The sequence below is a fragment of the Bartonella sp. AU16XJBT genome (genome assembly GCF_028618665.1).
Classification (GTDB): domain Bacteria; phylum Pseudomonadota; class Alphaproteobacteria; order Rhizobiales; family Rhizobiaceae; genus Bartonella.
In genome coordinates, this window is record NZ_JAQITF010000002.1 from 127637 (window position 1) to 152206 (window position 24570).

Genomic DNA, 24570 nt, shown 5'->3' on the forward strand with positions numbered 1-24570 from the left:
GAAAGCAAGGGGTTGATTGTGGCTGAGGTCAATGTTCGAAACTTTAATATCAATTTTGGTCCGCAGCATCCTGCAGCGCATGGCGTTTTGCGCATGGTTCTAGAGTTGGATGGTGAAGTTGTTGAGCGTGTAGATCCGCATATCGGGTTATTACATCGCGGTACCGAAAAATTAATGGAAACAAAGACGTATCTTCAAGCAGGGCCTTATCTAGATCGTTTAGATTATGTTGCTCCTATGAATCAGGAACATGCTTTTGTTCTTGCGATTGAAAAATTATTAGGTGTTGAGGTTCCCAAAAGAGGACAGTTAATACGTGTTTTGTTTTCTGAAATTGGGCGTATTCTTAATCATTTGCTTAATGTAACGACACAGGCGATGGATGTTGGTGCTTTAACTCCACCGCTTTGGGGGTTTGAGCAACGTGAAAGATTGATGATTTTTTATGAGCGTGCCTGTGGAGCGCGTCTTCATGCCAATTATTTTCGCCCTGGTGGTGTGCACCAAGACTTACCAGAATCTTTAGTTGAGGACATTGGTAATTTTATTGATCCGTTTCTTGTTTCTCTTGGAAAACTTGATGCGCTTGTGACACCAAATCGGATTTTTAAGCAGCGTAATGTGGATATTGGTGTTGTCAGTATTGACGAAGCTTGGGCACGTGGTTTTTCTGGGGTTATGATCCGTGGTGCTGGTGTACCGTGGGATTTGCGTAAAAGTCAGCCTTATGAATGTTACGATGAAATGGAATTTGATATTCCTATAGGTAAAAATAGTGATTGTTATGATCGCTATCTTATTCGTATGGAAGAAATGCGTCAATCAGCGAAAATTATGCGTCAATGCGTAGAACGATTGCTTGGTAGTGAAAAGAATGGACCAGTTTCGAGTTTAGATCGCAAAATTGTACCACCAAAGCGGTCTGAGATGAAAAGCTCAATGGAAGCGCTGATTCATCACTTTAAACTCTATACGGAAGGTTTTCATACGCCTCCTGGAGAAGTCTATGTTGCAGTAGAAGCGCCAAAGGGTGAGTTTGGTGTTTATCTTGTTTCAGATGGAACCAATAAGCCTTATCGTGTTAAGTTGCGTGCTCCTGGGTTTGCTCATCTCCAAGCTATGGATTTTTTAACCCGAGGTCATATGTTGGCGGATGCTACAGCTATTTTGGGTTCGATTGATATTGTTTTTGGGGAGGTTGATCGCTAATGTCCGTACGCCGTCTTGCAGATGATGTCTATCAGCCCGCAGAGTTTTCTTTTACAAAGGAAAATCAGATATGGGTGAAAAATACCATAGAAAAATATCCTGTAGGGCGTGAACAATCGGCTGTTATTCCGTTATTAATGCGTGCACAAGAGCAAGATGGTTGGGTGACACGTGCTGCAATTGAGCATATCGCTCAAATTCTTTCTATGGCATATATCCGGGTCCTAGAGGTTGCTACTTTTTATACTCAGTTTCAGCTTAAGCCTGTAGGGACAAAAGCGCATATTCAAGTGTGTGGTACGACTCCTTGTATGTTACGTGGTTCTGATGAATTGATTAAAGTTTGTCAGAAAAAAATTCATCATGAACCTTTTACGACCAATCAGGATGGAACATTATCATGGGAAGAGGTGGAGTGTCTTGGCGCTTGTGTTAATGCTCCTATGGTTATGATTTTTAAAGATACTTATGAAGATCTCACAGCTGAACGCCTTGAAGAGATTATTGATGCATTTAAGGCAGGAAAGGGGGCTGAGATAAAGGTTGGTCCACAAAACAGTCGTCAATCTTCGGAGCCGATTAGTGGTTTAACATCTCTTCTTGAAGATGAAGAAAAAAGAAAATCTCTCAAATCTTCAAAGAAAAAAGGATCATAAGGGAATGGGATCTTAGTTAAATATTTTTTGAAAAGATATTTCATTATTTTATCCATATTATAACGACATTTAATTAAAAGTAGAAAGTTTTAAGAAGTTTTTTAAAATTGCATTTGAGGAAAAGCTAAAAATGCTACGGGTAATAGAGAAAAAGGTGGGGTATGCTAACTGATAAAGACCGTATCTTCACCAATATTTATGGTTTAAAAGACAAATCATTAAAGGCTGCAATGTTGCGTGGGCATTGGAGTGGTTTGAAAGAGATTATTAATAAAGGTCGTGATTGGATCATTGATGAGGTGAAGGCGTCAGGTTTACGCGGTCGTGGTGGTGCTGGTTTTCCTACTGGAATGAAATGGTCCTTTATGCCAAAGCAGAATGATGGTCGTCCTCATTATTTGGTTGTTAATGCTGATGAATCGGAGCCTGGGACATGTAAAGACCGCGATATTTTACGCCATGACCCCCATACTTTGATTGAAGGATGTGCAATTGCTACTTTTGCAATGGGATCAAATGTTGCTTTTATTTATATTCGTGGTGAATATATTCGTGAGCGTGAAGCGCTTCAAGCGGCTGTGGATGAATGTTATGAAGCAGGCTTGCTTGGCAAAAAAACAAAATATGGTCATGCTTGTGATATTATTATTCATCATGGGGCCGGTGCTTATATTTGTGGTGAAGAAACAGCGCTTCTCGAAAGTCTTGAGGGGAAAAAAGGGCAACCTCGTCTCAAACCGCCATTCCCTGCAAATATGGGGATTTATGGCTGTCCAACAACAGTCAACAATGTCGAATCGATAGCGGTTGTTCCAACGATTTTACGTCGAGGGGCTTCCTGGTTTTCATCAATTGGGCGTGCAAATAATGTCGGAACAAAATTATTTATGGTTTCCGGTCATGTTAATGCCCCTTGTACCTTTGAAGAAGCCCTAGGTGTTTCTTTCCGTGAATTAATTGAAAAACATACGGGGGGTATTCGTGGCGGATGGAATAATCTTTTAGCGGTTATTCCAGGAGGCGCTTCTTGTCCAGTTGTTCGTGGTGAGGATATGGTTGATGCGATCATGGATTTTGATGGAATGCGCGATGTCGGATCTTCTTTTGGCACAGGGGGTATGATTGTTATGGATAAATCGACTGATATTATCAAGGCAATTTGGCGGATATCGGCTTTTTTCAAACATGAGAGTTGTGGTCAGTGTACGCCATGCCGTGAAGGCACAGGGTGGATGATGCGCCTTTTAGGACGTATGGTTGAGGGAAGAGCGCAAAAGCGTGAAATTGATCTGTTATTTGAGGTTTCTAAACAGGTTGAAGGGCACACAATCTGCGCACTTGGTGATGCGGCAGCGTGGCCAGTACAAGGGTTGATTCGTAATTTCCGTCCGGAAATCGAGCGTAGAATTGATGAATACACGCGAAATGTCGTGCAAAGAAAAAATATTGCTTTGGAAGCAGTGGGATAGAAGATTTTTAAAAGAGCAACCGAATGCAAATTTTAAGTGGATTATCCGCAGGTTGGATGAGTGATGATAAATATCAAAGTTGATGGCAAAGAGATTGAAGTTCCTGATTACTACACGTTGCTTCAGGCAGCTGAGGCGGCTGGGGCAGAAGTCCCGCGTTTTTGTTTTCATGAATCTTTGTCAATTGCTGGCAATTGTCGCATGTGTTTGGTTGAGGTCAAGGGAGGTCCTCCAAAACCTCAGGCTTCTTGTGCGATGGGAGTTCGTGATTTACGGGTAGGGCCTAACGGTGAAGCACCAGAAATTTTTACCAATACGGCGATGGTAAAAAAAGCACGTGAAGGTGTTATGGAATTTCTTCTCATTAATCATCCTTTGGATTGTCCAGTGTGTGATCAAGGGGGAGAATGCGATCTTCAAGATCAAGCAATGCTTTATGGGCGAGATTGTTCTCGTTATACAGAAAATAAACGTGCTGTAGAAGATAAATATATTGGGCCTCTTGTCAAAACTGTGATGACAAGGTGTATTCATTGCACACGGTGTGTTCGTTTTACAACGGAAGTCGCAGGTATTTCTGAACTTGGTTTGATCGGTCGTGGTGAAGATGCTGAAATTACGACATATCTTGAAAAAGCTATGACATCTGAATTACAGGGAAATGTTATTGATCTTTGTCCAGTGGGGGCTTTAACTTCAAAACCTTACGCATTTCATGCGCGTCCGTGGGAATTGGTGAAAACAGAATCGATTGATGTGATGGATGCTCTTGGTAGTGCTATCCGTATTGATAGCCGCGGCCGTGAAGTTATGCGGATTATGCCGCGTACAAATGAAGATGTAAATGAGGAATGGATTTCTGACAAAACGCGTTTTATTTGGGATGGATTACGGACTCAGCGGCTTGATAGACCCTATGTACGGAAAGACGGAAAACTTCAACCTGTTAGTTGGGCAGAAGCTTTTGCAAAAATTAAAACCGTAGTTTCTAAAATCTTGCCAGAAAAAATTGGAGCTATTGCTGGGGATCTTGCTTCTGTTGAGGAAATGTATGCCCTTAAAGCATTACTGATCTCGTTGGGTTCAAAACTCTTTGATTGTCGTCAAAAAGGCGTTGCTTTATCGCCAGAGTTTGGGCGTTCGAGTTATATTTTTAATCCTACAATCGCGGGGATTGAACAGGCTGATGCCCTGCTTATTGTGGGCTCTAATCCACGCCATGAAGCTGCTGTTTTAAATGCGCGTATTTTAAAGCGCCAACGGATGGGAAATTTTCCTATCGCGCTCATTGGAGAGGAAGTCGATTTACGTTATCCTTATTCTTATCTTGGATCTGGGAGTGATGCATTAAATACACTTATTCGTGGAGAGGATTCTTTTTTTAATATCTTAAAAGAAGCAAAGAGGCCTCTTATTCTTATCGGAGAGGGGGCAGTTTCAGGAAATGAAGGATTATCTGTTTTAAAAAGCCTTGCTAAGTTAGCGGATAATATTGGTGCTCTTAGTGAAGAATGGAATGGGTTTGGGGTTCTTCATAATGCAGCGTCGACCGTTGGAGGGTTGGACATAGGTTTTACGTCTCAACTTGGGGTTGCAAATATTCTAAAAACCTGTGAAGTTTTATTTTTGCTTGGTGCTGATGAAGTGGAATTGGCCAATATAAAAGCTTTTAAAGTTTATATTGGTAGTCATGGTGATAATGGTGCACATGCTGCTGATGTTATTTTGCCTGCATCGGCCTACACTGAAAAATCAGGGCTTTATGTGAATACAGAAGGGCGTGTTCAAATGACAAATCGGGCTGGTTTTGCTCCAGGTGAAGCAAAAGAAGATTGGGCTATTTTGCGTGCCTTATCGGATGTTTTAGGGCAAAGGCTCCCTTTTGATTCTCTCTCTCAATTAAGACAATGCTTGTTTAATGATTATCCACATTTTTATGCCGTTGATGATATAATGCCTTCTGATATAAGTGATCTTAAGGCGCTTGGTTCAAAAATGGTTTCCCTGGAGAGTCAAACATTTACTTCTATGGTTAAAGACTTTTATTTGACAAATCCGATAGCACGTGCTTCTGCCGTTATGGCTGAATGTTCATCTCTTGCAAAAAGCCGTGCTATGCAAGCTGTAGAGTAAGGGCAAAAGAAAAGGAATAATGATGTATGATTTCTTTATGACTTGGCTGTTGCCATTACTTATTATCGTTGGAAAAACACTCTTTCTTTTGGTTGTTCTGTTGGTTTTAGTTGCTTATCTTCTCTATGCAGATAGAAAAATTTGGGCTGCAGTACAATTGCGGCGTGGTCCCAATGTTGTTGGTCCGTGGGGATTGCTACAGTCTTTTGCAGATTTAATTAAATTTGTTGTGAAAGAACCTATTATCCCTGCAGGTGCAAATAAGGGGGTTTTTCTTTTAGCTCCTTTTGTTTCAGCGACTCTTGCTTTATCGACTTGGGCTGTTATCCCTGTCAGTGAGGGCTGGGAAGTTGCGAAGATTAATGTTGGTTTGCTTTATATCTTAGCCATTTCATCTCTTGAAGTTTATGGTGTTATTATGGGGGGATGGGCATCAAATTCAAAATATCCTTTCTTGGGAGCTCTTCGTTCGGCGGCACAAATGGTTTCTTATGAAGTTTCTATTGGTTTTGTGCTTGTGACCGTCATTTTAGTAAGTGGTTCGTTGGATCTCACAACAATTGTTCTTAAACAAACAAATGGTCTTGGTACAACTCTAGGTCTTCCTTTTAACAGTTTTCTCGATTGGAATTGGTTAGTCCTTTTTCCAATGTTTATTATATTTTTTATTTCTGCGCTCGCAGAGACAAACCGTCCTCCATTCGATTTGGTGGAAGCAGAGTCTGAGCTTGTTGCTGGTCATATGGTAGAATATTCTTCAACGCCTTACATGCTCTTCTTTCTTGGTGAATATGTTGCTATTGTTTTAATGTGCGCATTAACAACCATTTTATTTTTAGGCGGTTGGCTCCCTCCCTTGGATGTTTGGTGGCTGAATTGGATTCCTGGTGTTATTTGGTTTGTTTTAAAAGTCTGTTTTGTGTTTTTTTGGTTTGCTATCGTTAAAGCATTTGTTCCACGTTATCGCTATGATCAGCTCATGCGGCTTGGTTGGAAGGTTTTTCTTCCTCTCTCACTAGCAATGGTTGTGATAACAGCGGCTTTTTTAAAGTTTACGAATTTCGTTTAAGAGGAGATTTTACGATGTCAGGTTTTATTCAGGCGGCAAAGTCACTCCTTTTATTAGAATTTGTGAGTGCTTTTTTCTTAGCCATGCGTCAATTTTTTTCGCCAAAGCCTACGATTAATTATCCTTATGAAAAGGGTTTTGTATCTCAGCGTTTTCGTGGTGAACATGCACTGCGTCGCTATCCGAATGGTGAAGAACGGTGTATTGCCTGTAAATTATGTGAAGCAATTTGCCCTGCACAAGCAATTACAATTGAGGCTGGACCGCGACGGAATGATGGTACGCGTAGAACTGTTCGTTATGATATTGATATGGTTAAGTGTATTTACTGCGGTTTTTGTCAAGAAGCTTGTCCAGTAGAGGCTATTGTTGAAGGTCCAAATTTTGAATTTGCAACAGAAACGCGTGAAGAACTCTATTATGATAAAGAAAAACTTTTAATGAATGGAGATCGTTGGGAGCGAGAAATTGCTCGAAATATATTGATGGATGCACCTTATCGTTAAGTGTGTCGCTAAATGAGGTGTCGGATAATTTCCGATAAATTGTAATCTGGTATGAAAGTTTTGTACCAATTGTTTGGATAATTAAGGAGAAGCCTATGCTAACAGATCTAGCGGCGGCATTTTTCTATTTGTTTGCTTTTATTATGCTAACAAGTGCAGTGATTGTTATTACAGCACGCAATCCTGTGCATTCTGTTTTATTTTTAATCCTTGCATTTTTTAATGCAGCGGCTTTATTTTTGCTTGCCGGAGCAGAGTTTTTGGGGCTTATTCTGCTTGTTGTTTATGTTGGAGCTGTCGCTGTTTTATTTTTATTTGTCGTTATGATGCTGGATGTTGACTTTGCTGAGTTAAAGAGTGGCGCTCTTCGATATGCGCCTATTGGAGCTCTTATTGGCTTTATTATCGCTGTAGAATTGATTGTTGTTTTTGTGAGTAGCCATTTTTCTCCAGTCTTAAGAACGCATGTTACGCAACCAATGCCAGATTTAGTACAGCGAACAAATACACAAGCATTAGGAGATATTCTCTATACGGATTATGTTTTCTATTTTCAAATTGCTGGAATAATTTTATTGGTTGCAATGATTGGTGCTATTGTTTTAACACTTCGTCATAAATCAGGAGTAAAGCGACAATCTATTGCGGAGCAAGTTTCTAGAACGGTAGAAAGTGCCATTGAGATTAAGCAAGTTGAATCAGGCAAGGGTATTTGAGGGGGCTATGGATATGTATATTGATATTACGCATTATCTCACTGTTTCTGCTTTAATGTTTACAATTGGTGTTGCTGGAATTTTTCTCAACAGAAAAAATGTGATTATTATTTTGATGTCTATTGAGCTTATATTACTTTCAGTTAATCTCAATTTTGTTGCATTTTCAGCATTTCTTCATGATCTCGTTGGTCAGATATTCGCTTTATTTGTTTTAACTGTCGCGGCTGCTGAAGCGGCCATTGGTTTAGCAATTCTTGTTGTTTTTTTCCGTAATCGTGGTTCTATTGCGGTTGAAGATGTTAACGTAATGAAAGGCTAACCAGTGATGTATTATACGATTGTCTTTCTTCCACTTTTGGGTTTTCTCATTGCTGCACTAGGTGGAAAAACGATAGGAGATCGTGCAAGTGAATTGATAACATGTAGCTTTATGGTGATTGTTGCCATATTGTCGTGGATAGCATTTTTCAATCTTGCACTTGGTCATACTCCAGCAATTGATGTATTAGTATTACATTGGCTCGCTGTTGGTAATTTAAGTTTTAATTGGGCTTTCCATATTGATACATTAACAGCGGTCATGCTCATTGTTGTAAACAGTGTTTCGGCATTGGTGCATATTTATTCAATTGGTTATATGCACCATGATCCTTCAAGGTCCCGTTTTTTTTCTTATCTCTCTCTGTTTACATTTATGATGCTTATGTTGGTGACATCCAATAATTTGATCCAGATGTTTTTTGGCTGGGAAGGTGTAGGACTTGCGTCTTATTTGCTTATAGGTTTTTGGTTTCAGCGCGATTCTGCCAATAAGGCTGCAATGAAAGCTTTTGTGGTCAATCGTGTTGGAGATTTTGGTTTTCTCTTAGGAATATTTAGTATTTTTGTTTTATTCCAATCGGTTGATTTTGCCTCTATCTTTGCAAAAGCTGCAGACAATAGCTTTATACAAAATATGACATTTTTAGGTTGGCAGCTTGAAGGACAGGCGGCACTTACCATTACATGTCTTTTATTATTTATTGGTGCGATGGGAAAATCAGCACAATTTCTTTTACATACTTGGCTTCCTGATGCGATGGAGGGACCAACACCCGTATCAGCACTTATTCATGCCGCCACAATGGTAACGGCGGGTGTTTTTATGGTTGCGCGTATGTCGCCAATTTTTGAACTATCTTCAACTGCTTTGACCGTGATTATTATTGTTGGCGCAACAACGGCGTTTTTTGCAGCAACTGTGGGGTTGGTGCAGAATGATATTAAACGTGTTATTGCTTATTCTACATGTTCTCAACTTGGGTATATGTTTGTGGCATTAGGTATTGGGGCTTATGGTGCTGCTGTCTTTCATCTTTTTACCCATGCTTTTTTTAAAGCCTTACTGTTTCTTGGTGCGGGTTCTGTCATTCATGCTGTATCTGATGAACAAGATATGCGAAAAATGGGTGGGTTACGCAAGCATATAAAGGTCACGTATTGGATGATGATGGTCGGGACCATTGCATTGACCGGTGTTGGAATACCAGGAACACTTTTCGGGACGGCTGGTTTTTTCTCAAAAGATGCGATTATAGAGTCTGCTTTTGCATCCCATAATATTGCTTCAGGATATGCTTTTTATCTTCTGGTTTTTGCTGCTTTATTGACAAGCTTTTATTCATGGCGGCTTATCTTTATGACATTCCATGGAAAACCACGGGCAACTGCTGATGTTATGCATCATGTTCATGAATCGCCTCCAGTGATGTTAATTCCACTCTTTATTTTATCTATTGGAGCAATATTTGCTGGTGTCGTTTTCCAACCTTACTTTTTTGGTAACCTCTATGATGCTTTTTGGAAGGGAGCATTGTTTACAAGCAGCCACAATCATATTCTTCATGATGCTCATAATGTCTTTAATTGGGTAAAATGGTCGCCATTTATAGCAATGGTTCTTGGTTTTATGTTCGCCTATTTGTTCTATATTTCTTTTCCATCTCTTCCCAAGAAAATGGCTCATATTATGCCAAGAGTATATCACTTTCTTTATCAAAAATGGTATTTCGATCAATTATATAACTTTTTATTTGTTCGTCCTACCTTTAGAATTGGTTCTTTTCTTTGGAAAGTGGGAGACGGTAAAATTATTGATGGTCTAGGTCCTAATGGTATTGCAGCACGTGTTGTTGATATTACAAATAGAGTTGTTCGGATGCAAACAGGCTATCTTTACCACTATGCATTTGCGATGCTTATAGGTGTTGCGATGCTTATTACATGGATGATGATCGGGGGCATAAACTAATGACCGATTGGCCTATTCTTTCTACGGTTACATTTTTACCACTTGTTGGTGTGCTTCTGATTTTGTTTATCAAAGATGATAGTGAAGCTGCGCGCCATAATATACGGAATGTCGCATTTTTTACGACGATATTTGTTTTTATTATTTCTTTAATTATTTGGATAGGGTTTGATTCTACCAATCCGAATTTTCAAATGGTTGAAAAATTTAGTTGGCTAGGGAATGGTATTAGCTATCATATGGGGGTTGATGGTATTTCTATTCTTTTTGTTGTTCTCTCGGCTTTTCTTTTGCCTTTCTGTATTTTAGCAAGTTGGGAGAATGTTAAAGAGAGATTAAAAGCTTATATGATTGCTTTTCTTCTTCTTGAAGTTACGATTATTGGAGTCTTTTGTGCTCTTGACGCAATATTGTTTTATGTTTTTTTTGAAGGCAGCCTCATTCCAATGTTTATCATTATAGGGGTGTGGGGTGGAGCCCGTCGTGTTTATGCAAGTATCAAGTTTTTCTTATATACTTTACTGGGGTCAGTACTTATGCTGGTTGCTCTTATGGCTATGTATTGGCAGGCTGGAACCCTTGATATACCAACTTTACTCAATTATCAGTTTCCTGCTCATATGCAAATGTGGTTATGGCTTGCATTTTTTGCTTCTTTTGCTGTTAAAATGCCGATGTGGCCAGTTCATACTTGGCTTCCTGATGCGCACGTAGAAGCACCCACAGCAGGTTCTGTTATTTTAGCGAGTGTCTTACTCAAATTAGGTGGGTATGGTTTTCTTCGCTTTTCTTTACCTATGTTTCCTATCGCTTCAGCAGATTTTGCGCCTTTTGTTTTTACATTATCACTTATCGCTATTATTTATACCTCATTGGTTGCACTTGTTCAAAGTGACATCAAAAAACTTATTGCATATTCCTCAATAGCGCATATGGGATATGTAACGATGGGTATTTTTGCTGCGAATGAACAGGGGATACAAGGGGCTATTTATCAGATGCTGTCGCACGGAATTGTTTCCGCGGCTTTATTTCTTTGTGTTGGGGTGATCTATGATCGCTTGCATACGCGTGAAATTTCAGCATTTGGTGGTTTAGTAAATAATATGCCCAAATATGCTGTTGTTTTCTTAATCTTCACCATGGCAAATGTCGGATTACCTGGAACTTCAGGATTTTTGGGTGAGTTTTTAACCTTAATAGGTGTTTTTCAAGTGAATAAATTGGTTGTTGTTTTAGCAACAACAGGTGTTATCTTGTCAGCAGCCTATGCTCTTTATCTTTATCGGCGCATGGTTTTTGGTTCCTTGGATAAAGAGAATTTAAAAGTACTGATAGATCTCTCTTCAAGGGAAAAATTTATTCTTTATCCGATGGTTATTCTTACAATATTCTTTGGTATCTATCCAACGCCTATTCTTAAAGTGACGGCGTTTTCCGTAGAAGCCCTCATCAATAAACTACACTAGATCAGGGAAGAATTCTCATGCAAAGTGAAATAATAACACAATTAGTCTTAATTCTTCCAGAGATTTTAATTGCATTAGGGGGGGTAATGTTGCTTATGATTGGTGTTTATTCCAATGCACGAGCTTCTCTATCAGTGACAGGTTTAGCCATGGCTCTTCTTGTGGCAACCATTATTATTCTCATCGTTTTTCCGAAAAGTGGTTCATTTCAAACCAATGCCCTCATTATCGATTCCTTTAGTCGTTATATGAAAATTTTAATGCTTATTGGCGCACTCTTTTCTCTTATCATGTCTGTTGGTTTTGCCAATGCGCAAAAATTCAATATATTTGAATTTCCAGTGCTTGTTCTTTTAGCAACTCTTGGCATGATGTTTATGATTTCAGCAGGTAATATGCTGTCGCTTTATATGGGGTTAGAACTACAATCCTTAGCTTTATATGTTTTAGCAGCGATTAATCGTAATAATGTAAAATCTTCTGAAGCCGGTATAAAATATTTTGTTTTAGGAGCATTATCTTCAGGATTACTGCTTTATGGTATTTCTTTGCTTTATGGTTTTACCGGTCAAATTGGTTTTCACGAAATTGCTCTTGCTTTAAAAGGTGAAAATTTACAATTGGGGGTTATTTTTGGAATTGTTTTTATTTTAGCTGGTTTGGCTTTCAAAATTTCTGCTGTTCCATTTCATATGTGGACACCTGATGTTTACGAAGGAGCTCCAACACCGATTACAGCATTTTTTGCTGGTGCGCCTAAAGTCGCTGCAATGGCTTTAATCATTCGTATTATTGTGATGACCTTCATTCCCCTAGGGCGTGTTGATAGCGCGATGCCTGCATGGCAGCAAATTTTGGTCTTCATGGCACTTGCATCAATGATACTTGGTGCGTTTGCTGCAATTGGTCAAAATAATATTAAGCGCTTAATGGCTTATTCGTCGATCAGTCATATGGGCTATGCACTTGTTGGTTTATCGGCTGGAGATATGCTAGGAATAAAAAGTGTTATTCTTTATATGACCATTTATCTTGGTGTCACTCTTGGCTCATTTGCTTTTATTCTTGGAATGCGCTCCAAGAGTGGCAATGTTGAAAATATTTATGATCTTTCAGGGTTAGCAAAGACAAATCCGTTTATGGCGATTGTCATGACAATACAGCTTTTCTCGCTAGCCAGTATACCACCTATGGCTGGTTTTTTTGGGAAGTGGTATACATTTTCTGCTGCTGTTCATGCTGGTCTGACACCACTTGCTATTGTTGGTATGATAGCGTCTGTCGTTGGCGCTTTTTACTATTTACGAGTCATTAAAATTATGTGGTTTGATGACGCAAAAGCGCATTTTGTTGCTTTATCAAATGAGCTTCAATTTTGTCTTGGCCTTTCTGCATTATTTATTTTATTTTACACTTTTTTTGGAATTTGGTTTGCCGAATTGGCAGAAAAAGCAGCCGCTGCGTTATTTTAATGAATATGGTTTATATTTTATCAGATTTTGCCAAGAAACAAGGATACACCGTTGAATCGTACGAAAGTGTTGATTCAACCAATCTCATTGCGCAACGAAAAGCGCAAACTGGTCATCAAGGTTATCTTTGGATTGTTGCACAAGAACAATCACAGGGAAGAGCGAGAAGGGGGAGGACTTGGTCTAGTCCAAAAGGGAACCTTTATTCTAGTCTATTGTTAATTGATGATATTGTTCATCAAACTGCTGCTCAACTTGGTTTTGTTGCTGGAGTTAGTGTGGCAGAGGCAATAAAACAATTTACAAAAGATGAAAAACAAACAAACAATATTGTGAGCTTAAAATGGCCCAACGATATTTTACTCAGAGGAGCGAAAAGCTCTGGAGTTTTGCTCGAGATTTTAAAATTGCCATCACAACAATATGCATTGGTTATTGGTATTGGAATAAATGTGAAATATAATTATGAAGATGCACCCTATCCCACTTCAAGCTTACAGAATATCGGTTTGCATGTTGAGGCAGAACAGTTATTTACGGTTTTGACGGAGTCTTTTTCTAGAAATTACCTTCTTTGGAAACAACCAAAAGGATGTGAAATAATCCGAAAGAAATGGCTTTTATATTCTGCTCACCTTGGAAAATATGTCAAAGTAGTGAATGATGACAAAATCGTTGAGGGTATTTTTAATGGTCTTGATCATGATTTTAACTGCATCATAAAACAAAAAAATGGTCAGACAGCCATTATAACAGCTGGAGATGTTCATTTTGGTTCGGCTGCTTCTGTTAATGCAGGTCGTTATTAAAAAAATTATTTTACCATCCGATTATCTTAATGATTTGGGAGATGTTTATGGTTGCAACCAATAGATGTGAATTTGTTTTTTTACCTCTGGGAGGTGTGGGTGAAATAGGAATGAATTTGGCTGCTTATGGATTTGGCTCCCAAAATCTTCGTGAATGGTTGCTTGTTGATATGGGCGTTAGTTTTGCTGGTTCTGAATTACCAGGGGCCGATCTTATTCTCCCTGATATTCGTTTTCTAGAAAGTGAAAAACATAATATACGTGGTCTTGTTTTAACACATGCACATGAAGATCATTATGGGGCTGTTCTTGATTTATGGCCAAAGTTACAAGTTCCACTTTACTGTACCGCTTTCACGGCAGGGTTATTGGAAAGTAAAAGGCAATCAGATTTTGAATCTCAAAAAATTTCACTCAATATTTTTCAAGCAGGGGATTGTTTTCAGGTTGGTCCCTTTGCCATAGAGGCTATTGCTGTTAATCATTCGATACCAGAATCTGTATCTTTAGCCATTACAACGTCTTTGGGGACTGTAATCCATACGGGTGATTGGAAAATTGATCATACGCCTTCATTGGGGGCTGTAACGGATGAAAAAAAATTTCGAGCTTTAGGCAATAAAGGTGTTTTAGCATTGCTTTGTGATTCCACAAACGCGTGTCGGGATGGTATATCTCCATCAGAGCAGCAAGTTCAAACCAGTCTTTCTGAGATTATTTCAAAAGCTGAAGGGCGTGTTGCAATAGCAACTTTTGCTTCTAATATTGGTCGGATACGTTCTATTGCTCTTGCGGCTGAAGCTGTTGGGCGTAAGGTGCTTGTCATTGGGCGTTCCCTTAAGCGAAGTATTATGGTCGCACAAGAGCTTGGTTATATGGATGGGTTAGCGCCATTTGTAACGGAAGATGATTATGGTTATATTCCACGAAAAGAACTTGTTTTAATTGTCACAGGAAGCCAAGGTGAGCCATGTGCTGCTTTGGCTAAACTGTCACGTGAGGGAATGAGAAATATTGCGCTTTCCACGGGTGATACTGTTATTTATTCATCACGAAGTATTCCAGGCAATGAAAAAGCAATTTTTGAGATACAAAATCGTTTCATCGATTTGGGTATTAAAGTTATTACGAATGAAGATGCACTTGTTCATGTTTCAGGTCATCCCCGTCGTTCAGAACTTCTCCAGATGTATGATTGGATAAAACCACAGATACTTGTGCCTGTGCATGGTGAGGCAATACATCTTACTGCTCAAGCTGCTTTAGCGCGTCAAGCAGGTATTAAAATTGTTAGAGATATTAGAAATGGCCATATGTTGCGTCTTGCACCAACGCCTGTAGAAGTTATTGATCAAGTTCCTGTTGGCCGTATTTATAAGGATGGCTGTCTTCTTGGAGATGAGTATGAGCTAGGAATTCGTGAACGTAGAAAACTAAGTTACGCTGGTCATGTTGCTGTTTCTCTCCATATGAATAGCAAGCATGAGTTATTAGATGATATCGGTTTCAGTATGTTTGGACTCCCTGAGAGTAATGGAAAGGGGGAAAAATTGAAAGATATTCTTTTAGAGGTTGTGGAAAATACAGTTTATAACATCCCACGCATGAAACGGAAAAATAATGAAGTCATTCGAGAGGCAACACGACGTGCAGTAAGAGCGGCTGTTCATGAAATTTGGCAAAAAAAACCTCTCTGTACAGTTTTTTTACATCGATCAAAATAAAGCATTTCCATATTACGTTATTTAAAAAGAGAAGAGTATTTTTATTTTATTGCTCAATAAGAAAAATAGAGAATAAAGCACAACAAATTTTTAAACGATAAGATCGTTATATTTGCAAGTATTCAGAATATGGCTATAGATGAATAGAGGGTATGTTAAATTGTTCCAATATGATAGATCTGTGTAGGAGTTAATTATTTCAATGCGTCTTTCTCAATATTTCCTTCCTCTTTTAAAAGAGAATCCTAAAGAAGCAGAAATTGTTTCTCATCGTTTCATGTTGCGTGCTGGGATGATTCGACAACAAACATCAGGGATTTATTCTTGGCTTCCTTTGGGAAAAAAAGTGCTTGATAAAGTTTGTAAAATTATTCGTGAAGAGCAAGAACGTGCGGGTGCAATAGAAATATTGATGCCTACAATTCAATCCACTGATCTTTGGCGTGAAAGCGGTCGTTATGATGATTACGGTTTGGAAATGCTCCGCATTAAAGATCGTCAAAAGCGTGATTTACTTTATGGTCCGACCAATGAAGAGATGGTGACAGATATTTTTCGCTCCTATGTTCGTTCTTATAAAGATCTTCCGCTTAATTTGTATCATATTCAATGGAAATTTCGTGATGAAATTCGCCCACGTTTTGGTGTGATGCGGGCACGAGAATTTTTAATGAAAGATGCTTATTCTTTTGATCTTGATTATGAAGGCTCTAAAACATCTTATAATCGTATGTTTGTGGCTTATTTACGCACTTTTTCTCGCCTCGGCTTAAAAGCCATTCCCATGCGTGCAGATACAGGTCCAATAGGGGGAGAACTTAGCCATGAGTTTATCATTTTGGCTGAAACGGGAGAGAGCGCTATCTTCTGTGATAGACAATTTCTTGAACTTAGCGTTCCCAACAGTTCAATTGATTTTAGTGATAAAGCTGTTTTAGATGATACTGTTAAACAATGGACATCTTTTTATGCCGCGACAGAAGAAATGCATGATGAAGAAGAGTGGGCTAAAATTTCTGAAGAAAATCGTCTTTCAGCGCGTGGTATTGAAGTTGGGCATATTTTCCACTTTGGTACTAAATATTCTGCCCCAATGGGGGCAAAAGTTATGGGACAAGATGGAAAAGAGCATGTGGTCTCTATGGGATCTTATGGGATTGGACCTTCACGTCTTGTTGCGGCCGCTATTGAGGCTTCTCATGATGAAAAGGGGATTGTTTGGCCAAAGTCGATGGCACCGTTCGATTTTGGGATTATCAATATGAAACCCGATGATGAAAACTGTACAAAGGCATGTGAGTTTCTCTATCAGGGATTAAAGGATGCTGGTTTTGATCCATTATTAGATGATAGAAATGAACGTCCTGGATCAAAATTTGCAACAATGGATTTGATTGGCTTGCCCACGCAAATCATTATTGGTCCTAACAGCATTGCACAAAATGAAGTTGAAATTAAAGATCGAAAAACAGGCGTAAAAAAATCTCTAAAGGTTGAAGATGTACTCAGCCAACTTTCTATACTTTAATAGGAAATGTTATGAAGAGGCTGAAAAATAAATGGTTTTCATCGTATGAGTGGATGATTGCTTTTCGTTATATGATTCCCAATAAAAAGCATGTCGTTGCATCTGTTATTTCAATTATTTCTCTTATTGGGATTATGTTGGGCGTATTCGCTCTGGTTGTTGTTATGTCGGTGATGAATGGCTTTCGTACAGAACTTCTCAATCGTATTCTTGGTATGAATGGGCATCTTATTGTTCAAACCGTTGATTCTGGTTTTTCTGATTATAGGACTCTTATTTCTTCTTTAGAATCTAAAAATGGAGTGAAGTTTGCTTTGCCTGTTATTGAAGGTCAAGCGCTTGTTCAAGGTGAAGTTCAAGGGGGTTCTGGCGCTTTAGTTCGCGGTATGCGCAAACAAGATCTAGAAAAACTTAAAACAGTCTCTCAAAATATTAAATTAGGATCGATTTCTCGGTTTGATCAAGAAGAAGGTGTTGCAATTGGAAGTGGCTTAGCAGAAAAATTGGGGCTTACAGTTGGGAGAGATCTCCGTATTATTACCCCCGATGGTGATGAGACTCCTTTTGGTGTTACACCACGTGTAAAAGCTTATAAAGTCGTTGCTATTTTTGAAGTTGGTATGTCTGAATATGATTCAATATTTGTTTTTATGCCTCTCCATGAAGCACAAATGTTTTTTAATTTGGGAGATAAGGTACAGTCTTTAGAATTATTTCTAAACGATCCTGATGCTGTTGATCAAATAAAACCCGTTGTAGAAAAAGCAGTTGATCAACAAGTCTATTTAATTGATTGGCGTACACGCAATCAGGCCTTTTTTTCAGCCTTACAGATTGAAAGGAATGTCATGTTTTTCATTCTTTCTCTGATTGTTCTTGTTGCTGCTTTAAATATTATTTCAGGCCTTATTATGCTTGTAAAAGATAAAAGTCATGATATCGCAATTTTACGCACGATGGGTGCTCAACAGAGTGCTATTTTGCGTATATTTATCATCACAGGAATGATGATTGGTTTTATTGGAACGATATTGGGCTTAATTTTAGGTATTATCGCAACCGCGAATATTAATCATATCCAAGACTTTATATCTTGGTTATTTAATGTCGATGTTTTTAATCCTCAACTTTATTTTTTAACAAAATTGCCTGCACAAATTGAATGGAAACAAACTGTTTTGGTTGCTATCATGGCTTTATTCTTGTCATTTATTGCGGCTTTCATTCCGGCATGGCGCGCCGCTAAGCTAGATCCCGTACAAGCCTTGAGGTATGAATAATGACAGCGATTTTAGAGCTTGTAGAGATTGAAAGACGCTTTTTTGAGAGTCATAAGCCGCTCATTGTTTTAGATAAAGCAAATTTTATTCTTAATCGTGGAGAGCTTGTTGCCCTTGTCGCGCCATCTGGTGCTGGAAAATCAACACTTCTTCATATTGCAGGGTTATTAGAAAAACCAACAGCTGGTGATGTGATATTACGGGGGGTTTCTTGTGCAAAGCGCTCTGATAGTGAGCGAACAGCTATTAGACGAAATGATATTGGTTTTGTCTATCAATTTCATCATTTGCTTCCAGAGTTCACGGCTTTAGAAAATGTCATGATACCGCAAATGATAGCAGGATTTAAAAAGTCCATCGCAGAAGATCGTGCGCGTAAATTATTGACGTATCTGCGCATTTCTCATCGTGCTAACCATCGTCCCTCAGAGTTATCGGGAGGAGAGCAACAACGTGTTGCTATTGCACGTGCCGTAGCAAATGGTCCTTCGGTTCTTTTGGCTGATGAACCTACAGGAAATCTTGATCCCGTAACTTCAGCTTATGTCTTTCAAGCTTTATCTGTCCTTGTTCGACAGTCTGGTCTTTCTGCTCTTATTGCAACACATAATTATGCTTTGGCGAAGCAAATGCATCGTCGAATCACACTTAAAGAACAGAAGATTATTGAACTTCCTTAAAGGCAAGGTACAAATTTATACGACTAATTGAATGGTTTATATTACTTTATTCAAGGAGACTTTTTATGACAGTTTTTGTCAACGACAAAAATCAATTGGATGCGCGTCGTCGTCGGTTGATTTTTCGTGCATGGCATCGTGGTATTCGTGAAATGGATCTCATTTTTGGACATTATGTTGATGCTCATATCACTGGGATGAATGATAAAACGCTCTCTGAACTTGAGTATATTATGTCTTTTGATGATCGCGACTTACTCGCATGGATTACCGGAGAAATTTTACCACCCTCTGAAATTGATAGTCCACTTTTTCGTGATATTGCCAATTATCATACTTACTTAACTTATTGATTTCGATGCCTATATTTAAAAAAATTGTTATTCCCCAAAATAGTTCTGTTCATATGATTTTTGATGGCGTTACTGATGGATTTGAAGCCTTTGCTCTTGCTAAATTAAGTTCAGAAATTGCACAAGGTAAACCACTTATCTATGTTGTTCGAGACGGAACAAAAATTGCGCATTTACAACAAGTTTTAAATTTTATTGAGCCCAATTTGCCCGTACTTCAATTTCCTGCATGGGATTGTTTACCCTATGATCGCGTGTCACCAGGAATTGCTATTATGGCACGTCGCCTATCAGCATTGGCACGCATGGCCAATTTACGTCAAAATCCACATCCTGCAATTATATTAACAACAGCAAATGCAATTATGCAAAAGTTGCCTCCCCGTGAAATGATAGAAGCTCAGCTTATTCACGCACATGTTGGCCAGCGACATAACATGGGGCATTTAATTCAATTCCTAGAAACCAATGGTTTTGAACGCGTTACGGTTGTTCGTGATGTTGGTGAGTTCGCTGTAAGAGGAGGAATACTTGATATCTTTTCTCCTATGGATATTGAACCTTTACGTCTTGATTTTTTTGGAGATACCTTAGAAAGCATCCGCGTATTTGATCCAGAAAGTCAAAGGACAATACGCCAAAAAACTGAACTTTTATTACAGGCAATGAGCGAAGTTGTTTTGACAGCTGAATGCATCAATCGTTTTAAAAGCAATTATACCCGTACATTTGGTGTATCACAAAAAAATAACATGCTTTATGAAGCAATTGCTCAAGGTCGGCGTTTCGCTGGTATGGAACATTGGCTCCCATTTTTTTATGAAAACCTTGATACTTTTTTTGACCATTGTGGCAATTTACCGCTTGTTTTTGAACATCTCATAGAAGAAGTCTTCATTGAACGCTATCGCCTTATTAAAGACTATTATAACGCGCGTAAAGAGCGCGAAAATGATAAAGAAAATACGACTTCTTACCACCCGATAGATCCTAGTCTTCTCTATTTAACGCCAAAGCGTGTTTTGGAATGTGTGCAACAATCTTCACAGCGTATTGATTTTTCGCCTTTTAATATTCCACAAAGTTTGGAACAAACAGTTATTCACACTAATGTTAAGCAAGGATATGATTTTGTAAAAGAGCGTAATGCGCAAGAAAAAAATGTTTTTTCAAGTGTTATTGATCATATCGTATCTTTACGCGCTGCTGGCAAAAAAGTACTTTTAGCGTGTTGGAGTGAAGGATCTCTTAATCGTTTGGTACAAGTCCTTGACGAGCATGGATTGAAAAAAATAGATGTTGTAAAATCCTTGCAAACTGTCAAAGCAACACCACGAGATCGCATATTAGCAGCTGTTATCATGATAGAACATGGTTTTGAGGCTGAAGATTTAGCGATTATAGCAGAGCAAGATATTTTGGGCGATCGCTTCATAAGATCACCAAAGCGGCGTAAGAATAATACAAATTTTATTTCTGAAATTTCTGCTTTAAATTCTGGTGATATTGTTGTGCATATCGATCACGGTATTGGCCAATTTGTTGGTTTAAAAACTATCACAACCACTGGAATTTTGCGAGATTGTCTTGAAATTAAATATGCTGGAGGTGATTTACTCTTTTTACCTGTTGAAAATATTGAGCTTCTCTCACGTTATGGCTCAGAAGGAACAGAGGTAACTTTAGATAAATTAGGGGGTGTTGCTTGGCAAGCACGTAAAGCTCGGCTTAAAAAACATTTATTAGAAATGGCAGGGCAATTAATCCGTATAGCTGCGGAGCGTGCAACCTGTACTGCGCCTGCTTTACTTCCACCAGTTGGACTATTTGATGAGTTTGTTGCATGCTTTCCTTATGAAGAAACAGAAGATCAAATGAACGCTATTGATGCCGTTTTGGATGATTTAGCCTCAGGAAAGCCGATGGATCGCTTGATATGCGGTGATGTTGGCTTTGGAAAAACCGAAGTGGCTATTCGAAGTGCTTTTGTTGCAGCATTAAATGGATATCAAGTTGCTATTGTTGTACCGACAACTTTACTTTCACGTCAACATTACAAGACGTTTATTTCTCGTTTTCAAGGATTACCGGTTAAAATTGGTCACGCTTCAAGGCTTGTGAAAGGGAAAGAACTTGCACAAGTTAAAAAAGGTATTTCAGATGGTACAATCGATATCGTCATTGGAACCCATGCATTATTAAGTGGTGCAGTCAATTTTTTACGCTTAGGCCTTCTTATCATTGATGAGGAGCAACATTTTGGTGTAAAACACAAAGAGCGTTTAAAAGAGCTTAAAAGTGATATTCACGTTCTTACACTTTCAGCAACCCCCATACCACGAACTTTAGGATTAGCATTATCAGGAGTCCGTGAACTTTCATTAATTACTACTCCACCCATTGATAGAATGGCAGTTCGTACTTTTATTTCACCATTTGATGCACTTGTTATACGCGAAACTTTGCTTCGAGAATATTATCGTGGTGGACAAAGTTTCTATGTTTGTCCTCGTATTTCTGATCTAGCTTTTGTAGAAGAATATCTCAAAACACATGTTCCAGAACTTAAATTTGTTGTGGCTCATGGACAAATGCCGGCTGGACAACTTGATGATATTATGAATGCATTTTACGATGGGCAATATGATGTTTTGCTATCGACAACCATTATTGAATCCGGTCTTGATATTCCAACAGCCAATACATTAATTGTGCATCGCGCTGAGATGTTTGGTCTTTCAGCACTCTACCAGTTACGAGGGAGGGTAGGGCGCTCAAAACAACGTGCTTATGCACTCTTTACGTTTCCTTCTGGTAAAGTTTTAACACCTGCGGCTGATCGTCGTCTTAAAGTATTACAATCTCTTGATACATTGGGGGCTGGGTTTCAATTGGCAAGTCACGATATGGATATTCGTGGTTCAGGTAATTTTTTAGGTGAAGAACAATCAGGACATATCAAAGAAGTTGGATTTGAACTTTATCAAAAAATGCTTGAAGAAGCTGTTGCTGAATTAAAAGATGGAGAGCTAAGAGAGGATAAGCAATGGTCACCTCAAATCTCACTCGCTACAACCGTGATGATTCCAGAAAGTTTTGTGCCTGACTTATCATTACGTATGGGGCTTTACCGACGCTTGACAGAACTTGAGAATTTAGAACAGATTAATGAGTTTGCAGCCGAGTTAATCGATCGCTTTGGTCCTTTACCCCTTGAAGTTCAACACATCCTTAAAGTTTTTCATATCAAAACCTTGTGTCGAAAAGCACATGTAGAAAAATTGGATGCTGGACCAAAAGGTATAGTCATACAGTTTCGCAATAACTATTTCGCCAATAGTATTGCTCTTGTTCAGTGGGTGGGGAAACAAGGTTCAATGGCAAAAATTCGCCCAGATCAAAGTATCGCTCTTATTCGGGATTGGACTACCGTTGATGAAAGACTTATTGGAGCAGCAACGATTATGACACAGCTTGTAGAAATGGCAGAACAACATTCTGTTTAAAGCAGTTTCTCTACTTTTTAGAATTATTCCTTATTTTTATAAAATTATTCTATGAAAATAACAACTTATTGATTTGTTTATAAGAATAAAATCTAAGTTTATAGTAAAAGAATCCCTTGCATATTGATTTGGAGTTTTTATTATAACACGTATTGATATAATAAGAAAAATAGCTTAGATTGCACAACTACAATAATAGCATTTGCATAGGTGTTTTTTGTAAATTCTCTAAAAATTTAGGTCAAGATAACATGCTTTCTTCATTACAAAGGTTGTTGACGATAGTTTTTGTGTTACTTCCTTTAATATATAGCGTACAAAACTCTTATGCTGAGTTCTCTTCTGAAGAACAATACCAACGTTTTAAAAACAAAAGAAAAAATATTAAAGATAAGATACAATTGATTGAAGAAAGTATTTCTCATTTAAATATTTGGGAAAAAAATATTTCTAAATCAGAGTACTATAAGCGTTTGCAGGCGCAGAACAAGTTTTTAAAAGAACTGAAAAATCTGAAGGATGAATATTATAATTTGGGTTCGAAATTACAGGATCTATTTGAAAAAAAACAAAAATTTATCTCTAGGATACATATAGCGAGAGAGTACGAACTAGGGGAGTATGAAGAAAAGCTGATTAAAGCGAAGGATTATCTGAAAAAAACTCATATGTTTAATGAATGGAGAATGAATGAGGAGAGTGGAGGTGATGATGAGATAATGAAAAACTATCTCATATTTATTATTAATTGCAAAACTTTAGCGGATATATTGCAGAGTGATATAGGTGCTGTTTTGCGCAAAGATTTTGATTGGAAAGATAAAGATTTTGGTTGGGCAAAAGACGCAATTAATTCAATAAGTCCAAGTTTGGTCATGGATATTAAAGAATTACTAACAGATAGTTCTTATAGTTATGAAAAACAAACCTTTGACGATGTAAAAGATAGTATTACAGGAGATGGTTGGCTTATAAAAAATACACCTATGCTTTGTAGAACCATTAAAGAAGTACATAATATAATACTTCCAGACAAGAGAAAGAATGTTATGAATCGTATGCGTTCTCGTTTTGAAGAGTGGTTCAATTAGAGAGTATTCTTCTATTTTTTTAGTAATCTGTTCAAAACAGAAAAATATTTATTTTTTTATCACAGTATATTTTATAAGCTCTATGAATAATTACTTCAGGTAAATACAGTAAAAAATTAAGTTAACAAACTAAACAATAGAAAATATTTATAATAACTAGTTTATTTATATATATTTTTTAAATTTTTATTTTCTTATTATATAAATAAGTTTTCATATCTAATATATTATTATTCTTATCACATAAGATACAATTTAATCATTTTATAATGTATTCATTTCATATCACAAAATTTATTAATTAATAATAAGAGAGCTATTTCATAGCTCTGGTTATTTTATAGAGGGGAACAGAGTGATATGTTGAATTCATTTTACGTTAAAGTTTAAGTCATTAACCATTTATATCTTTAAAATTTGAAAAATAAAATCTTGATAGTTTATTTATCCATTTTATGAAGAAAAAAAGTTTTTAAATTTTGCTATAATTATATCGTGTTCAAACATAAAATGCTTTTGGTTTGCTTATCATTGACAGTTCTTATTTCAACACGGATGCTTATATTTCTCAGTACACTTAAGCTTATTTCATGAGGGGCCTATGAAT

At 37.9% G+C, this 24570-nt stretch carries 19 protein-coding genes; all 19 read left to right on the top strand.

Features of this window, described 5'->3' with window-relative positions; genetic code table 11:
* Positions 1–18: 18 nt before the first annotated feature.
* The 19 genes from PVV66_RS01725 (at position 19) to PVV66_RS01815 (ending at position 23963) form a co-directional block, all read left to right on the top strand.
* Positions 19–1209, top strand: coding sequence for an NADH-quinone oxidoreductase subunit D (locus PVV66_RS01725; RefSeq protein ID WP_273718294.1), 1191 nt, complete (start codon positions 19–21; stop codon positions 1207–1209).
* The gene (gene nuoE / locus PVV66_RS01730) at positions 1209–1865 is read left to right on the top strand and encodes an NADH-quinone oxidoreductase subunit NuoE (protein WP_273718295.1); all 657 of its coding nucleotides are present in this window, start codon (positions 1209–1211) and stop codon (positions 1863–1865) included. Before PVV66_RS01725 ends, nuoE begins: the two co-directional genes overlap by 1 nt.
* 161 nt (positions 1866–2026) lie before the next feature.
* A complete protein-coding gene (gene nuoF / locus PVV66_RS01735; protein ID WP_273718297.1) occupies positions 2027–3334 on the top strand; it encodes an NADH-quinone oxidoreductase subunit NuoF in 1308 nt (435 codons plus the stop codon).
* Positions 3335–3397: 63 nt separating this feature from the next.
* Positions 3398–5467: an NADH-quinone oxidoreductase subunit NuoG gene (nuoG, locus tag PVV66_RS01740; protein WP_273718299.1), complete on the top strand. Its 2070-nt coding sequence runs from the start codon at positions 3398–3400 to the stop codon at positions 5465–5467.
* A gap of 22 nt (positions 5468–5489) precedes the next feature.
* A complete protein-coding gene (gene nuoH / locus PVV66_RS01745) occupies positions 5490–6536 on the top strand; it encodes an NADH-quinone oxidoreductase subunit NuoH (protein ID WP_273718504.1) in 1047 nt (348 codons plus the stop codon).
* A 14-nt stretch (positions 6537–6550) separates the two neighbouring features.
* On the top strand, positions 6551–7042 hold the full coding sequence (nuoI, locus tag PVV66_RS01750) for an NADH-quinone oxidoreductase subunit NuoI (RefSeq protein ID WP_004860049.1): 492 nt from the start codon (positions 6551–6553) through the stop codon (positions 7040–7042).
* 95 nt (positions 7043–7137) lie between these two features.
* Positions 7138–7758, top strand: coding sequence for an NADH-quinone oxidoreductase subunit J (locus PVV66_RS01755; RefSeq protein WP_273718304.1), 621 nt, complete (start codon positions 7138–7140; stop codon positions 7756–7758).
* 13 nt (positions 7759–7771) lie between these two features.
* Positions 7772–8080, top strand: a complete 309-nt coding sequence (gene nuoK, locus PVV66_RS01760; RefSeq protein WP_273718306.1) for an NADH-quinone oxidoreductase subunit NuoK — start codon at positions 7772–7774, stop codon at positions 8078–8080.
* Between the two features lie 6 nt (positions 8081–8086).
* The gene (nuoL, locus tag PVV66_RS01765; protein WP_273718308.1) at positions 8087–10051 is read left to right on the top strand and encodes an NADH-quinone oxidoreductase subunit L; all 1965 of its coding nucleotides are present in this window, start codon (positions 8087–8089) and stop codon (positions 10049–10051) included.
* The gene (locus PVV66_RS01770) at positions 10051–11520 is read left to right on the top strand and encodes an NADH-quinone oxidoreductase subunit M (protein ID WP_273718310.1); all 1470 of its coding nucleotides are present in this window, start codon (positions 10051–10053) and stop codon (positions 11518–11520) included. The genes nuoL and PVV66_RS01770 overlap by 1 nt, the downstream gene beginning before the upstream one ends.
* Positions 11521–11537: 17 nt before the next feature.
* Positions 11538–12992: an NADH-quinone oxidoreductase subunit NuoN gene (nuoN, locus tag PVV66_RS01775; protein WP_273718311.1), complete on the top strand. Its 1455-nt coding sequence runs from the start codon at positions 11538–11540 to the stop codon at positions 12990–12992.
* Positions 12992–13801, top strand: a complete 810-nt coding sequence (locus tag PVV66_RS01780) for a biotin--[acetyl-CoA-carboxylase] ligase (RefSeq protein ID WP_273718313.1) — start codon at positions 12992–12994, stop codon at positions 13799–13801. Before nuoN ends, PVV66_RS01780 begins: the two co-directional genes overlap by 1 nt.
* A gap of 47 nt (positions 13802–13848) precedes the next feature.
* Positions 13849–15525, top strand: a complete 1677-nt coding sequence (locus PVV66_RS01785) for a ribonuclease J (RefSeq protein ID WP_273718315.1) — start codon at positions 13849–13851, stop codon at positions 15523–15525.
* A 202-nt stretch (positions 15526–15727) separates the two neighbouring features.
* Positions 15728–17053 carry a proline--tRNA ligase gene (proS, locus tag PVV66_RS01790; RefSeq protein WP_273718316.1) on the top strand — a complete coding sequence of 442 codons (1326 nt, stop codon included), beginning with the start codon at positions 15728–15730 and terminating at the stop codon, positions 17051–17053.
* Positions 17054–17064: 11 nt separating this feature from the next.
* Complete coding sequence (locus tag PVV66_RS01795) at positions 17065–18333, top strand: lipoprotein-releasing ABC transporter permease subunit (protein WP_273718318.1); 1269 nt, start codon at positions 17065–17067, stop codon at positions 18331–18333.
* On the top strand, positions 18333–19013 hold the full coding sequence (locus tag PVV66_RS01800) for an ABC transporter ATP-binding protein (protein WP_273718319.1): 681 nt from the start codon (positions 18333–18335) through the stop codon (positions 19011–19013). The genes PVV66_RS01795 and PVV66_RS01800 overlap by 1 nt, the downstream gene beginning before the upstream one ends.
* 65 nt (positions 19014–19078) lie before the next feature.
* Positions 19079–19366 (top strand): succinate dehydrogenase assembly factor 2, encoded by a 288-nt coding sequence (locus PVV66_RS01805; protein ID WP_273718321.1) that lies wholly within the window; start codon positions 19079–19081, stop codon positions 19364–19366.
* 5 nt (positions 19367–19371) lie between these two features.
* A complete protein-coding gene (mfd, locus tag PVV66_RS01810) occupies positions 19372–22872 on the top strand; it encodes a transcription-repair coupling factor (RefSeq protein ID WP_273718323.1) in 3501 nt (1166 codons plus the stop codon).
* A 290-nt stretch (positions 22873–23162) separates the two neighbouring features.
* A complete protein-coding gene (locus PVV66_RS01815) occupies positions 23163–23963 on the top strand; it encodes a hypothetical protein (protein ID WP_273760945.1) in 801 nt (266 codons plus the stop codon).
* Positions 23964–24570: the final 607 nt, after the last annotated feature.

Excerpts from the sequence above, each read along its gene's own strand:
- nuoE (WP_273718295.1), top strand. The coding sequence starts at position 1,209 with ATGTCCGTACGCCGTCTTGCAGATGATGTCTATCAGCCCGCAGAGTTT.
- nuoI (WP_004860049.1), top strand. The coding sequence starts at position 6,551 with ATGTCAGGTTTTATTCAGGCGGCAAAGTCACTCCTTTTATTAGAATTT.
- PVV66_RS01785 (WP_273718315.1), top strand. The coding sequence starts at position 13,849 with ATGGTTGCAACCAATAGATGTGAATTTGTTTTTTTACCTCTGGGAGGT.
- mfd (WP_273718323.1), top strand. The coding sequence starts at position 19,372 with ATGCCTATATTTAAAAAAATTGTTATTCCCCAAAATAGTTCTGTTCAT.
- nuoK (WP_273718306.1), top strand. The coding sequence starts at position 7,772 with ATGTATATTGATATTACGCATTATCTCACTGTTTCTGCTTTAATGTTT.
- nuoG (WP_273718299.1), top strand. The coding sequence starts at position 3,398 with ATGATAAATATCAAAGTTGATGGCAAAGAGATTGAAGTTCCTGATTAC.
- nuoL (WP_273718308.1), top strand. The coding sequence starts at position 8,087 with ATGTATTATACGATTGTCTTTCTTCCACTTTTGGGTTTTCTCATTGCT.
- PVV66_RS01805 (WP_273718321.1), top strand. The coding sequence starts at position 19,079 with ATGACAGTTTTTGTCAACGACAAAAATCAATTGGATGCGCGTCGTCGT.
- PVV66_RS01780 (WP_273718313.1), top strand. The coding sequence starts at position 12,992 with ATGAATATGGTTTATATTTTATCAGATTTTGCCAAGAAACAAGGATAC.
- PVV66_RS01800 (WP_273718319.1), top strand. The coding sequence starts at position 18,333 with ATGACAGCGATTTTAGAGCTTGTAGAGATTGAAAGACGCTTTTTTGAG.
- PVV66_RS01795 (WP_273718318.1), top strand. The coding sequence starts at position 17,065 with ATGAAGAGGCTGAAAAATAAATGGTTTTCATCGTATGAGTGGATGATT.
- proS (WP_273718316.1), top strand. The coding sequence starts at position 15,728 with ATGCGTCTTTCTCAATATTTCCTTCCTCTTTTAAAAGAGAATCCTAAA.
- PVV66_RS01770 (WP_273718310.1), top strand. The coding sequence starts at position 10,051 with ATGACCGATTGGCCTATTCTTTCTACGGTTACATTTTTACCACTTGTT.
- nuoH (WP_273718504.1), top strand. The coding sequence starts at position 5,490 with ATGTATGATTTCTTTATGACTTGGCTGTTGCCATTACTTATTATCGTT.
- PVV66_RS01755 (WP_273718304.1), top strand. The coding sequence starts at position 7,138 with ATGCTAACAGATCTAGCGGCGGCATTTTTCTATTTGTTTGCTTTTATT.
- nuoF (WP_273718297.1), top strand. The coding sequence starts at position 2,027 with ATGCTAACTGATAAAGACCGTATCTTCACCAATATTTATGGTTTAAAA.
- nuoN (WP_273718311.1), top strand. The coding sequence starts at position 11,538 with ATGCAAAGTGAAATAATAACACAATTAGTCTTAATTCTTCCAGAGATT.